At 65.5% G+C, this 12663-nt stretch carries 14 protein-coding genes; 10 read left to right on the top strand and 4 right to left on the bottom strand.

Translation table 11 applies throughout. The annotated features are described in order from the left end of the window. Positions 1 to 43: 43 nt before the first annotated feature. Positions 44 to 1183: an NAD(P)-dependent alcohol dehydrogenase gene (locus WBP07_RS32235; RefSeq protein ID WP_395397331.1), complete on the bottom strand. Its 1140-nt coding sequence runs from the start codon at positions 1181 to 1183 to the stop codon at positions 44 to 46. Between the two features lie 108 nt (positions 1184 to 1291). On the opposite strand from WBP07_RS32235, the gene WBP07_RS32240 reads away from it, so the two are divergent. The 3 genes from WBP07_RS32240 to WBP07_RS32250 are packed head-to-tail and all read left to right on the top strand — an operon-like array spanning position 1292 to position 3598. Further along, entirely contained in the window at positions 1292 to 2419 is a 1128-nt protein-coding gene (locus WBP07_RS32240) for a cobalamin-independent methionine synthase II family protein (protein ID WP_395397332.1), read from the top strand. Continuing rightward, positions 2416 to 2832 carry a nuclear transport factor 2 family protein gene (locus WBP07_RS32245; protein ID WP_395397333.1) on the top strand — a complete coding sequence of 139 codons (417 nt, stop codon included), beginning with the start codon at positions 2416 to 2418 and terminating at the stop codon, positions 2830 to 2832. Before WBP07_RS32240 ends, WBP07_RS32245 begins: the two co-directional genes overlap by 4 nt. A gap of 19 nt (positions 2833 to 2851) precedes the next feature. Next, positions 2852 to 3598, top strand: coding sequence for an IclR family transcriptional regulator (locus WBP07_RS32250; RefSeq protein ID WP_395397334.1), 747 nt, complete (start codon positions 2852 to 2854; stop codon positions 3596 to 3598). Positions 3599 to 3655: 57 nt separating this feature from the next. Here WBP07_RS32250 and desA read toward each other — a convergent pair whose 3' ends face one another. Together desA and WBP07_RS32260 are read right to left on the bottom strand one after the other, a co-directional pair. Next, positions 3656 to 5059 (bottom strand): syringate O-demethylase, encoded by a 1404-nt coding sequence (gene desA / locus WBP07_RS32255; protein ID WP_395397335.1) that lies wholly within the window; start codon positions 5057 to 5059, stop codon positions 3656 to 3658. A gap of 42 nt (positions 5060 to 5101) precedes the next feature. Further along, entirely contained in the window at positions 5102 to 5830 is a 729-nt protein-coding gene (locus tag WBP07_RS32260) for an alpha/beta fold hydrolase (protein WP_395397336.1), read from the bottom strand. A gap of 72 nt (positions 5831 to 5902) precedes the next feature. On the opposite strand from WBP07_RS32260, the gene WBP07_RS32265 reads away from it, so the two are divergent. The 7 genes from WBP07_RS32265 to WBP07_RS32295 all read left to right on the top strand — a co-directional run bounded on the left by WBP07_RS32265 (position 5903) and on the right by WBP07_RS32295 (position 10666). Next, on the top strand, positions 5903 to 6772 hold the full coding sequence (locus WBP07_RS32265) for a methylenetetrahydrofolate reductase (protein WP_395397337.1): 870 nt from the start codon (positions 5903 to 5905) through the stop codon (positions 6770 to 6772). 76 nt (positions 6773 to 6848) lie between these two features. Continuing rightward, positions 6849 to 7733: a formyltetrahydrofolate deformylase gene (purU, locus tag WBP07_RS32270; protein ID WP_395398293.1), complete on the top strand. Its 885-nt coding sequence runs from the start codon at positions 6849 to 6851 to the stop codon at positions 7731 to 7733. After that, a complete protein-coding gene (locus tag WBP07_RS32275; RefSeq protein WP_395397338.1) occupies positions 7702 to 8598 on the top strand; it encodes a bifunctional 5,10-methylenetetrahydrofolate dehydrogenase/5,10-methenyltetrahydrofolate cyclohydrolase in 897 nt (298 codons plus the stop codon). The genes purU and WBP07_RS32275 overlap by 32 nt, the downstream gene beginning before the upstream one ends. Continuing rightward, positions 8591 to 8992, top strand: a complete 402-nt coding sequence (locus WBP07_RS32280; protein WP_395397339.1) for a dihydroneopterin aldolase — start codon at positions 8591 to 8593, stop codon at positions 8990 to 8992. The genes WBP07_RS32275 and WBP07_RS32280 overlap by 8 nt, the downstream gene beginning before the upstream one ends. Continuing rightward, positions 8989 to 9420: a protocatechuate 4,5-dioxygenase subunit alpha gene (gene ligA / locus WBP07_RS32285; protein WP_395397340.1), complete on the top strand. Its 432-nt coding sequence runs from the start codon at positions 8989 to 8991 to the stop codon at positions 9418 to 9420. The genes WBP07_RS32280 and ligA overlap by 4 nt, the downstream gene beginning before the upstream one ends. Continuing rightward, a complete protein-coding gene (locus tag WBP07_RS32290) occupies positions 9420 to 10316 on the top strand; it encodes a class III extradiol dioxygenase subunit beta (protein WP_395397341.1) in 897 nt (298 codons plus the stop codon). Before ligA ends, WBP07_RS32290 begins: the two co-directional genes overlap by 1 nt. A 134-nt stretch (positions 10317 to 10450) precedes the next feature. Next, on the top strand, positions 10451 to 10666 hold the full coding sequence (locus WBP07_RS32295; RefSeq protein WP_395397342.1) for a hypothetical protein: 216 nt from the start codon (positions 10451 to 10453) through the stop codon (positions 10664 to 10666). Positions 10667 to 10705: 39 nt separating this feature from the next. On the opposite strand, the gene WBP07_RS32300 is transcribed toward WBP07_RS32295, so the two are convergent. Next, positions 10706 to 12640 carry an alpha-L-fucosidase gene (locus WBP07_RS32300; RefSeq protein ID WP_395397343.1) on the bottom strand — a complete coding sequence of 645 codons (1935 nt, stop codon included), beginning with the start codon at positions 12638 to 12640 and terminating at the stop codon, positions 10706 to 10708. Between the last annotated feature and the right edge of the window lie 23 nt (positions 12641 to 12663).

Genomic DNA, 12663 nt, shown 5'->3' on the forward strand with positions numbered 1-12663 from the left:
GAAGGAAGGGCGCCCCCCGCTGGGGCGCCCTTTTCCTTTCCGGCTATTCCGGCGAGATCCGCAGGACCGGCTTGATCACGCGGCCGCTCTCGCTGGCCTCGATCGCCTCGTTGATCTGCTCGAAATCGAAGTGGCCGATCAGTCGGTCGAACGGAAAACGACCCTCACGGTGGTATTCCATCAGTTCGGGCAGGAAACCGACAAGGTCGCTGTCGCCGCCAAGGATGCCCATGACGGTGCGGCCGCCGCCCATCAGTTCGGCCTCGTTGAACGTTACCATGTCTGCCGGATCGGAAGCGCCGACCAGACCCACCACGCCCTTCGGCGCCAGCAGCGAGAACGCCTGCTGGATCAGCGCGTTCACGCCGGTCGTGTCGAACGCATAGCCCAGCCCGTTCGGGCAAACTTCGCGAATGCGCGCGGCCACGTCTTCCCGGCCGTTGATGACATGGGTGGCACCCAGTTCGCGGGCCAGTTCCAACCGCTGGTCGTGGAGATCGACGGCGATGATCGGATAGGCTCCGGCGATCTTCGCCGCCATGATCGCGGCCATGCCAACCGTGCCCGCGCCCCAGACCGCGATGGGCAGACCGGCCCGCACTTTCATCGCACGCAGCACCGCACCCGCGCCGGTCATCAATCCGCACCCCAGCGGCGCAAGTACATCCAGCCCAACGCCGTCCATGGCATCCGGCACTTTCACCACGTTGCGCTGATGCGCGATGGCGTGGGTGGCAAAGGCGGACTGCCCGAAGAAGTGCGCGTTCATCCGCTCTCCCCTCAGGAACACCGTGGCACTGCCATCCGGGCGGGCGCCGGCCCAATTGTAGGGGAAGAATTCGTAGCAATAGGTCGGCGCATCGATGGCGCAGCTTGGGCAATGGCCGCAGCTGTTGAAGCTCATGATCACGCGGTCCCCCGGCCGGGCGACTGTCACCGCACTGCCCATCGCCTCGACAATACCCGCGCCCTCGTGACCAAGCACCACCGGCAGCGGCACCGGAAGCTGTGCGTCGCGTACAGCCATGTCGGTATGGCAGATCCCGCAGGCGACGATCCGAATGCGCAGTTCGTCATCCCGCAGTGCGTCGAGTTCCACATCCTCGATCGTGAACGGCTGGGTACTGCCACGGCAAATCGCGGCTCGCGCTGTCGTCGTCATGATCGCTTCCATCTCCTTCATTTCGCGCCCCGCAAGGCAATGCCTAGCACGAATTGGAATTTCACAAATGCGAATCTATACACATCCATGAAATCATGGCAGGCTCAGGAAAATGGGAGGATATGCCGGATGACCATCGAGACAACCCACGTCGGAAGCCTGCCGCGTGGTAACGAACTCACCCCGCTGCTGCTCGCCCGCGACAAGGGCGAACCCTATGACGTGGCCGAATTCGACCGGCTGGTGCAGGCCGCCGTGGACGAAGCAGTGCGCCGGCAGGTCGCCAGCGGCGTTTCCATCGTCAGCGACGGCGAATTGGGCAAAGTCGGCTATTCCACGTACATGATCGAACGCCTCGAAGGGTTCGGCGGCCATATCGAGCGCAGGCCCGCCGCCGACCTTGCCGAGCATCCCGACCTTGCCCGCAAGCTTTCGGCGATGATGGGCAGCCAGGAATTCACCCGCGCCTCCTGCATCGCCCCGGTCAGGCTGCGCACGCTGGATCCGCTTCATGAGGATATTCGCCGTTTCCGCCATGCGTTGGACCGGCATGGTGCGGGCGTGCGCGGCTTCCTCAACGCCGCCTCGCCCGGGCTGATCACGGCGTTTCAGGTCAACCGCCACTACCCCAGCCACGAAGCCTATCTGGCCGACCTCGTCGATGCCATGCGCCCGGAGTACGAGGCGATCGTCGCCGCCGGGTTCGATCTTCAGCTCGATTGCCCGGACCTCGCGATGTCGCGCCACACCGGCTATCAAGACCAGGACGAAGAGACTTTCCTGCGCACCGCCGCCGCCAATGTCGAAGCGCTCAACGCCGCCACCGCGAACATCGCGCCCGAACGGATGCGCATGCATGTCTGCTGGGGCAATTACGAGGGGCCGCACGATCATGACATCGCACTCGACAAAGTGATCGACACGGTCATTTCTGCCCGCCCCGCCACCGTGTTGTTCGAGGCGGCCAACCCGCGGCACGAGCACGAATGGACGATCTGGCGCGATGCCCGCCTGCCCGATACCAAGATCCTCGCCCCCGGCCTGATCGACACTTGCTCCAACTATGTCGAGCATCCGGAGTTGATCGCCCAACGGATCGAGCGCTTCGCCGCGTTCCTGGGCAAGGACCGGGTGATCGCCAACACGGACTGCGGCTTCGGCACCTTCGCGGGCTATGGCAAGATCGATCCGGGGGTGGCCTGGAAGAAACTGCGCGCATTGCGCGAAGGCGCGGATATCGCGGATGCCCGCCTGTGATTGCCGCGCCTGCCAGCCATACTCTTTCGCCTGAGGAAGTCCGCGCCATCGAGCACGACTGCGCGCGGCTGATCGCCCGCTACGCCAACCGCAACGACGCCGCCGACTGGGAGGCCGTGGCCGCCCTCTATGCCCCCGACGGCCGCATGGCCCGCCCCACCGCGCCCGACGACTGGATTGCGGGGCGCGCGGCGATCCTGGCTGCCTTCCGGTCCCGCCCGGCCCGCACCACGCGCCATGTCTGCTCCAACGTCGAAATCACGGTGGTTGACGGCGACACGGCTCTGGGCGAGAGCGCAATGCTGCTCTTCACCGGCGAGGGTCCGCCGAAAGTCGGCTCGTCCCTCGACAGGTTCGTGCGAACGGAGGAAGGGTGGCGGTTCGCGGAGCGGCGCGGATTGCTGATATTCTGAGGGCTACATGGCGGCAACAATGACGGGAAGCGGCAGTGCATCGACGGTAAAGTCGGCCATGCGCACGCTCGACATCATCGAATACGTGGTCGCGCATGCCGAAGGCGTCGTTGCGCAGGACATCGCGCAGGCCTTGGCCATTCCCGTCAGCAGCCTGTCCTACTTGCTCGCCACGCTGGTCGAACGCGATTACCTCGCGCGCTCCGGCCGTCTCTATCAGCCGGGCGCCGGGCTGGAACGCCTGCGCGCCGCGCCGCAGCGCCTGCCGCTGATCGAACGGGTGCGCCCGCTGGTCCGCGCGCTGCGGGTGCGCTCCAACGAGACCTCGTCCTATTTCGTGCAGCGGGACTGGGAGATCGAGGCGATCATCACCGAAACTGCCGAGCACACATTGCGCTATTCGATCGGCGTAGGCACCCGCACGCCGATGCACTGCCTTGCTTCGGGCAAGGCGATGCTGGCCGCGCTGGGTCCGGCCGCGCTGGACCGCTACTTCGAAGAAGCCCCGCGTGAGCGCTTTACCGAAAGCACCGTCATCGACGAAGGCGCGCTTCGCCGCGAACTGGATGAAGCGCGCAAGTCCGGCATCGCCATCACGCGCGAGGAATATACCCCCGGCATCTGCGGCATCGGCAAGATCCTGATGCTGGATGGCGAGCCCGTGGGCTCGCTCTCGGTCGCGATCCCCACCGTGCGTTACGACGCCCGGGTCGAAGCGGCCACTTGCGCCCTGTTGGAAGCCATAGTGAGCGGCTTCTCGCGCTAACGCAGAAGGGCCGCCGGTTTCCCGGCGACCCTGCACTTCCCCGCAGATCGGGTAATTTCAGGCAAAAGCCTTGCTGCGCCAGCCCTCTGCATAGGAGTCGCGCGCCACTTCCGAATAGGGCACGGAGGCAACCGTCGCGCGGATTTCGGCCTGGACGTGGCGCTCCACCGTCGGCTTGCGCGTCCCGCCGCTGGGCTCGCCCCAGAGCAGGACGACTTCGGTGCCCGGATGGGCGACGGCTTCGTCCACCATCGCCAGCGACAGAAAACGGCCTTCGTTCTGGGTATAGCCGATCCAGGTGGAGAGGCCCACCTGCCGGCCGTCCACCAGCACCGCGTCGTAGGGATGCATGGCGTAGACGGCGCTGGGATAATCCATGTACTTGGCGCGATCGCCCTTGGTGAGCATCGAGCTTTGGACGCGCATCACATCCTCGTTGTTGAGCGCCAGCGTCACCTTGCGGCGCTTGGGCGTGTCCTTCATCTTCTCCAGCGCCTCGCGGCCGATGAAGTCATGGTCGAACTTGACCATGATGCCGTAACCCAGCTCCCACGGGTTGAGGTAGTAGTCCTCGATATTGTCGGACACGAAGCTGCCGCCGATCGAGGTCATGCCCTCGTAGGATTTCGCCGAAAGCCACTCGCGATATTCGCGCAGCGATTCGCCGGTGTAGATGGCGGGCAGCGGCGAGGGAATCCAGCCCGATTCCAGCGTGTTGGAGCTATAGGTGCGCCCGCCGGAAGGCAGCAGGCCGAAGTCCTTGCCCGCTTCGAGCAGCGCGTTGCGGACGGTGTCATAGTCCTTCCACGGGCCGAACAGTTCGTAGCCGGGCTGGCCGGCCATGCCGTGGCGCAGGGCGCGCACTTCGGCGCCGGCGATCGTGATCGGCGCCATGTGGAAGAACTTGAGGTCCGGCGGGGTGATGCCCATCGCGCGTTCCAGCACTTTCATGGCGTTGGGACCCTGAAGCTGGAAACGGTAGTTGCGGCGATAGCCCTGCTGGTCCAGCGGGCGAGCGGCGGTGCGGTCATCGCGCTCGGCCTTCACGTCCCACTTGCCCGAGGCGGCGTGGAATTCCACCCATTCGATCGTCGGCGCGCGGCCGACCAGTTCGAAGGTGTCCTCGGCCAGATAGAACAGGATCACGTCACCGATCACGTAGCCTTCCGGAGTGACCGGCGCGAACTGCTTGGCGCGGTTCGGCACAAAGCCCTTGAAGCTGTTCGGGGCGAGATAGGACAGCATCTCGAAAGCCTGCGGGCCAGTGACCAGCAGGTCGACCATGTGGAAGCTCTGGTTGAACAGGATCGCCGTCTCGGCCCATGCGCGCTGCTCGTCGCGCCAGTTCGAATATTCCGCCGGAACGCCCGGATAGACGTTAGGCCCGGTCTGCTGGTTGCGCAGGAAATCGACGATGTCTCCCTTTTCGTCGATCAGTTGCTGGAGCGATTTTTCGGTCATCCCATCGTGCCTTTCAGGTGGTTATGCTTTGTCTTGAAATCCTCAGGCAGGCTGCAACGCCAGCCATTCGCGCAGCGCCCGGTTGAAGGCGTCAGGCCGTTCCGCCGGGGCCATGTGCCCGGCCTCGGCCACTACGGTGAGCGGCGCCCCGCCGAGCGCGGCGGCAATCTCGCGATGCTGGGCGACCGGCGACCATGCATCGTCCTCTCCGACGATCAGCGAGACGGGGCAGGTCAGCCTGGCCAGTAGGTCGGAGACGTCCGGACGGCCGAGCAGCGCCTCGATCTGCGCTTCGAACACCGCCTGGCCGGCTGCCAGACACATCGCCCGCATCTCCGCGTAGAAGGCCAGGTCTCCCCGGCGCGACAGGCCGATCATCGGCGGCAGCCAGGCATCGACGAGCGCACCGAAACCCTTCTGCCGCCCGAGATCGCGCAAGGCATGGCGCTTCTCGCGCTCGCCGGAGCGCAGCGGATGGATTCCGGTATCCGCCAGCGCGAGTCGCGTCACGCGCTGCGGCACCTTGCGGCAGACCTCCAACGCCACGCGTGCCCCCATCGAATGGCCCAGCAGCGCGCACCGCGGCGGCATCCGCGCGAGGGCATAATCGGCCATCGCCTCGATCCGGTCGGTGCCGTCGTAGAAGCCGTCCACGCAAAGGCTGCCGGGAAAGGCCGAAAGCTGCGCACCGAACATCCGCCCATCGCAGATCAGACCCGGCAGGATCACCAGCGGCGCATTTTCGGATTCGGCTAATGAATTCGCATCCATGAATTTTCATCTATACGAACTAATTCAGACGCGCTAGAGCGAATTCGACGAGAGGAACTGGGGAGAACACAAATGACCACCCCGATCATCCATCCGAACTGGGCCCGGCCGGCACTCAACATGGTCGACGGGTATTCGCTGGAGATGACCGCCAAGGACGTGGAAGCCCTGCGCCAGGCCGCACCGATGATCGCGCCCGATACGCCGATCGCGGTCACCTTCCTGCCGGGCGAGGAATTCGAATCCCGGATCGCCGCCGCGCGGATCGTGCGCGAACTGGACTTTGAGCCGATGCCGCACTTCTCGGCCCGGCGGATCACTTCGGCGGACGAGTTCGAACGCTATCTGGCCGCCGTCACGCGCGAGGCGGGCGTGAAGCGCTGCTTCGTGATCGCGGGCGATCCGTCCGAACCCGAAGGCCCTTTCATCGACAGTTCGGCCCTTATCGCCACCGGCGCGTTCGAACGGAACGGCATCACCGCCATCGGCATCGGCGGGCACCCCGAAGGCCATCCCAACATGACGCAGGAGCAGTGCTGGCAAGTGCTGCACGGCAAATGCGCCGAGATCGAGGCGCGCGGCATGGCACCGCTGATCGTCACCCAATTCGCCTTCGATGCAGCGCCTGTGCTGGAATGGCTTGCCGAGTTGCGCGCACGCGGCATCGATGCGCCCGTTCGCCTTGGCGTGCCCGGTCCCGCCGGGATCAAGACGCTGCTGCGTTTCGCCGCGCGCTGCGGGGTCGGTGCCTCGACCTCGGTACTGGCGAAGTACGGCATCTCCATCACCAGGCTGATCGGTTCGGCCGGCCCGGACGCACTGGTCGATGCCCTGGAGCGCGGTCTGACGCCCGGTCACGGCAAAGTCCGCCTGCACTTCTATCCCTTCGGCGGCATGGAAAAGACCGTCGCCTGGATCAACGAATACGCCCGGCGCCACTGAGCAGGACGGGCATCAAAACATAAGAACCTGAGAGGAGCCTGCACCCGTGTCCCAAGTCTCCGAAGCCGTCTCCGAAATGCTGCGCGAACCCGCGACCGATGACGCGGCCGAAATCTACACGCTGCGCCTGCAGTGTGACGACAAGGCGGGACTGGTGGCGCAAGTCGCCGTGTTCCTGGCCGAACGGGGCTGCAACATCGTCGACGCCCAGCAATTTCACGACCAGCTGTCCGGCGGCTTCTTCATGCGGGTGGAATTCCAGCCCGGCCCCGGCCGCACGCTGGAAACGCTGCGCGCGGAATTCGAGCCGATTGCAACGGATGCCCGGATGAAGTGGACCTTGCGGGACAAGGCGGCGCCAAAGAAGGTGCTGCTACTGGTTTCGAAGTGGGACCACTGCCTGGGCGACCTGCTCTATCGCAACCGCATCGGCGAACTGAGCATGGAAGTGGTGGGGATCGTCTCCAACCACCCCCGCGAACTGCTGCACACGTCGCTGATCAACGGGCTGCCCTATCACCACTTCCCGATCACCAAGGCCACCAAGGCCGAGCAGGAAGCCCGCATCAAGCAGGTGGTGAATGAGACCGGCGCGGAACTGATCGTGCTCGCGCGCTACATGCAGATCCTCTCGGACGATCTCGCCTCGTTCCTCTCCGGGCGGTGCATCAATATCCACCACTCGTTCCTGCCCGGCTTCAAGGGTGCGAAGCCCTATCACCAGGCCTTCGACCGCGGCGTGAAGATGATCGGCGCCACCGCGCACTACGTCACGACCGACCTCGACGAGGGCCCGATCATCCATCAGGACGTCGAGACCGTCACCCACGCCGACATGCCCGAGGAACTGGTCCGCAAGGGCCGCGACATCGAGCGGCGCGTGCTGGCAGAGGCGGTGCGCCTGCACCTGGACGACCGCGTCTTCGCCAATGGCGCGCGCACGGTCGTCTTCCGGGGATAGGCCCATGGCCCAGCGCATCGACGGCCGCGCCATGGCGCGCGCCATGCTGGACGAGACGGCGCAGGCGGTCGAACAGCTCAAGACGCAGGGGGTGACCCCCGCCCTTGCCGTGGTGCTGGTGGGCAGCGATCCGGCGAGCGAGGTCTATGTCGGCCGCAAGGTTGCCCAGTGCGCCCGTGCCGGTATCCGCTCACTGGAACACCGCCTTCCCGCCGAGACCGGGCAGGACGAACTGCTGGCGCTGATCGACCGGCTCAACGCCGATCCCGCTGTCCACGGCGTGCTCATCCAGCTGCCGCTGCCGCGCGGGATAGATGCCTCGCTGGTGCTGGACCGGGTTGCGCCGGGCAAGGACGTGGATGGGTTCCATCCGGTCAACGTCGGCCGCCTGTCCAGCGGCACCGGCGGTCTGGTTCCCTGCACGCCGCTGGGGATCATGAAGCTGCTGGACAGCCTGATCGACGATTATCGCGGGCTGGACGTGGTAGTGATCGGCAAGTCCAACATCGTCGGCAAGCCGGTGGCCATGCTTCTGCTGGAGCGTGAGGCGACCGTCACCGTTACCCATATAGAGACGCGCAACCTGCCAGACGTCGCCCGCAAGGCCGATGTGATCGTCGCCGCCGCCGGGGCGCCGCACCTTGTGCGCGGCTACTGGGTGAAGGAGGGCGCGGTAGTGATCGACGTGGGCATTACCCGCGTCACCGACCACGACGGGCAGACCCGCATCGTCGGCGACTGCGCCACCCACGAACTGGAGCATGCCCGCGCCGTTACCCCGGTGCCGGGCGGGGTCGGGCCGATGACCATCGCCTGCCTGCTCGCCAATACCGTCAAGGCAGCAAGGGACAGTCTCCATGGATGACATTGCCACACTCGACCGCGTTTCCACGCGCACCGCCGCCGCATCGACAGTGCTGACCACCGTGCGCGTGCGCGATCTGCCGCTGCTTGCCGATGTGGGCATCAATCCCGATGAAGTCGGCCGCCGCCAACCGCTGGTCATCACCGTCGAACTCGCGCTGGACGCGGGTGCGGTGGACGGCATCGGCGAGACGGTGGACTACCGCCGCATCGCAGCCGCCGCCGAGAGCCTGGCCGAAGTGCACATCCCGCTGATCGAGACTTTCGCCCGCCGCCTTGGCGAACAGTGTCTGGGCTGGGCGCCCGTGCTCGAGGCGCGGGTGAGCATCGACAAGCCTTTCGCCATCACTCGCGGCCTTGCCGGGGTGGAAGTAACCGTGCGCCGCACCGCATGAACGAAGGACCAGACACCATGTCCGCGATCACCGACGTCACCGCCTATCTGGCGCAGTTCGACGACATTCCCGGCACCCGGGTATTCACCGCCGCCCGCGCGCGGCGCGGCTATCATCTCAACCAGTTCGCGATGAGCCTGATGAAGCCGGAAAACCGTGAGCGCTTCAAGGCGGACGAGCGCGCCTATCTGGACGAATGGCCGATGACCGAGGCGCAGAAACAGGGCGTGCTCGACCGCGACTACAACCGGCTGCTGGACCTTGGCGGCAATGTCTATTTCCTCGCCAAGGTCTTCTCCACCGACGGGCTGAGCTTCGTCCAGGCGGTCAGCACGATGACCGGGATGAGCGTGGAAGACTACCAGGCGATGATGCTGGCAGGCGGGCGTTCGCCGCTGGGCGTCCGCTCGATCAGGGAGAACAACTAATGGCCCGCATCACTGCCGGTATCGGCTGCAGCCACATCCCCGTGCTCGGCTTCGTGCACGATCACGGGCGCACTGCCGAACCGATCTTCAAGCCCGCCTTCGACGGCTTCGACTGGACCCGCCGCTGGATGCGCGAGGAGGCGAAGCCCGATGTGGTGATACTGGTCTACAACGATCATGCATCGGCCTTCGACATGAAAGTGATCCCCACATTCGCCATCGGCTGCGGCGAGAGCTACAAGCCTGCCGACGAAGGCTTCGGGCCGCGACAGGTGCCGGTGGTCGAAGGCCATCCCGATCTCGCCTGGCACATCGCGCAGAGCCTGATCCTCGACGAATTCGACATGACCATCATCAATGAGATGGACGTCGACCACGGCCTGACCGTGCCGCTGACGATGATGTACGGCGAAGTGGACGCGTGGCCCTGCAAAGTGATCCCCCTTGCGGTCAACGTCGTCACCTATCCGCCCCCCTCCGGCAACCGCTGCTGGGCGCTGGGCGAGGCGATCGCACGGGCGGTCGCCAGCTTCCCGGAGGATCTCAACGTGCAGGTCTGGGGCACCGGCGGCATGAGCCACCAGCTTCAGGGCCCGCGCGCAGGCCTGATCAATCGGGAATGGGATAACCGTTTCCTCGACGGGTTGATCGGAGAAAGCCGGCATCTGCGGCAGATCCCCCATGTCGAATACTTGCGTGAAACTGGATCCGAAGGGATCGAGATGGTCATGTGGCTGATCATGCGCGGGGCGCTTGGCGACAATACCGGTATACTGCATCGGCATTACCATGTGCCGGTCAGCAATACGGCACTGGGGCACATCGTGCTTGAGCCTCTGGCAAAAGCGTCCGCCATCCCGGCAGAGCTGTCTGACGAGCTGGAAGCCGCCAAATGAGCCGGATCGCAACCGCAGGCGCCCGATCCGCCCGGGATTGCCAGCCGTAGGATCCACCCGCGTCGGGAAGAGGACAACCGAAAGGAAGCGTAGCGATGGCCTTACTCATGCCCAGATCGGCGGAGGATGCGTAAATGCGCAAAGTTCCGGAAAAGCCGCCGTTGGACGCATCGGGAAGGCCCGCTGCCGCCCCTGCCATTGCTTCCAGGCATTGGTCCTTCACCCATTTGTGCGGCTGGATATCCGACGGGTTCGGCGAATACGGGATGATGGTCTACGCCTACGACGCCTGCATCGAGGACGCTATCGCAGTCCCCGATACACCCGCCCCCGCGCAGACGCCGGACTGACCATTCACCCGAGAACGGCCAATCCGGGGAACCGCCTCATCACCGGGCGATGAAGCCACCGATCCCGGCGATGGCCAGCTTGCCCGCCGGAAGCGCCGTTTCCGCGAAAGTAAGCCGCAGGTAGCGCGCCTCGACCGCGTTCGCGAAAGCGATGCGCTGGGTGGAGAGGGCATAGGCGATGTTGCCGAACTCACCGGCAGCAGCGCGCGTCCAGTTCTTGCCGTCCAGGCTCGTCTCCGCAAGGTAGCCCTTCGGCGGCGCCGAATCCGCCATGACCTGCCGCGACGGCGTGAGTGTGAAACCGCCAAGGTTGGTGCGGGCGCCAAGGTCCACCGACACGCTGGCGGGCTTGCCGGGCTGCGGCGCGGGCTGCTTCCAGATCGTGCCCGCATCGTTGTCCAGCAGGACTTCGGCACGCGGCGCCGTGGCCGAGACGATCGTCCACTTGGTGGTGTCCAGCACGCTCGGGTCGGTCGAAACGATCGGCGGCACGTCCACGGGCGCCACGGCGGCGAAGAGCGAGAATTCCGAAATCGCCGGGGCCGCGCTGCCTTCCAGCACGACCAGCCGCACGCGGCGCGGAGCGATCGTCTGCGGCAGCCGCACGATGCGCTGCGCGCCGATGCATTCCTTTTCGGCAAGGCGCTGCCACTGGCCATCTATTTCCGCTTCCAGCGCAAAGCGCGTCACCCGCACGCCCAGCGGCAGGAATTCGCGCAGGCGCACGACATCGAAGCGCGTGCCCGGTGCAAGGTCCAGCGTCAGCGTGGGCGTGAGCACCGCGTCCGGTGTGGACCAGTATGTCTCGCGCCGTCCGTCCAGCACGTTCGCCGCCGCGAACCGGGTTCCGCGCGTGGCAGTGGCATGGGCCACGCTGCCCTGTGCCAGATCCTGGGCGAAGGTGGCGCGGATCGCGTCACCGAACGACTTGAGGATCTTCACGTCCTGGTCGGCGATCCGGCCGCGACGGTCGGGCGGCAGGTTCAGGTTGAGATTGGTGCCGCGCCCCACGGATTCGTCGTAGAGCCGGATGAGGCGCGCCGGGCTCTTGACCCGGGAATCCTCGTCCGCGTGATAGAACCAGCCGGGCCGGATCGAAACGTCCGTCTCGGCAGGCCACCAGATCTCGCCGCCGCGCAGGCCCGAATTGCCCACCGCCTGTTCGTAAGGGCGGTTTGGCATGGTCGGCCAGCAGGGATCGCCCGCCACGCCGTCCTCGTTGCCCACCCAGCGGACATCGGCGCCCAATGGATCGAACGTGCAGGCATCGGGCTGAAGTTCGTGGACCAGCTTCACGATCGAGGGCCAGTTGTAATACTTCGGCGCATCGATCTTGCGCGCCTCTCGCGCGCCGCCGTAGTAGCCATCACCACCGTTCGCACCGTCGAACCAGACTTCGAACAGCTTGCCGTAGCGCGTGCAGAGTTCGGTGAGCTGGCTGCGATAGTAGTCGATGTAGGCCGGGCGGCCATATTCGGCGTGGTTGCGATCCCAGGGCGAAAGGTAAAGGCCGAACAGCATGCCCGCCTTGCGGCAGGCTTCGGACATTTCCGCGACGATATCGCCCTTGCCCTGCTTGTAGGGGCTGTTGCGGATCGAATGCTCCGTCGTCTGGGTCTGCCACAGGCAGAAGCCGTCATGGTGCTTGGCGGTCAGGATGACACCGCGCATGCCCGCGATCTTGGCCGCCGCGACGATCTGGTCCGCATCGAAATCGGTGGGGTTGAACCACTTGGGATCCTCGTCCCCATAACCCCATTCCTTGTCGGTGAACGTGTTCATCGCGAAGTGGATGAAGGCGTACATCTCATGCCCGTGCCACTTCCACTGCCGTTCGCTGGGGACGGCGCCGGAGGGTGCGGGCGCCCCGCCCTCACCCAGCTTCGGGCGCGCGGCCTGCACGGCATCGGCGCCGATCGCGGCAGTCGCGACGGCGGAAGTGGCCAGAAAACGGCGGCGTGAAAATTCCATCATCAGTCCTTGCAGGATCAGGTGTG

Origin of the sequence: Novosphingobium oxfordense (genome assembly GCF_044029435.1) — a bacterium.
Lineage (GTDB): Bacteria > Pseudomonadota > Alphaproteobacteria > Sphingomonadales > Sphingomonadaceae > Novosphingobium.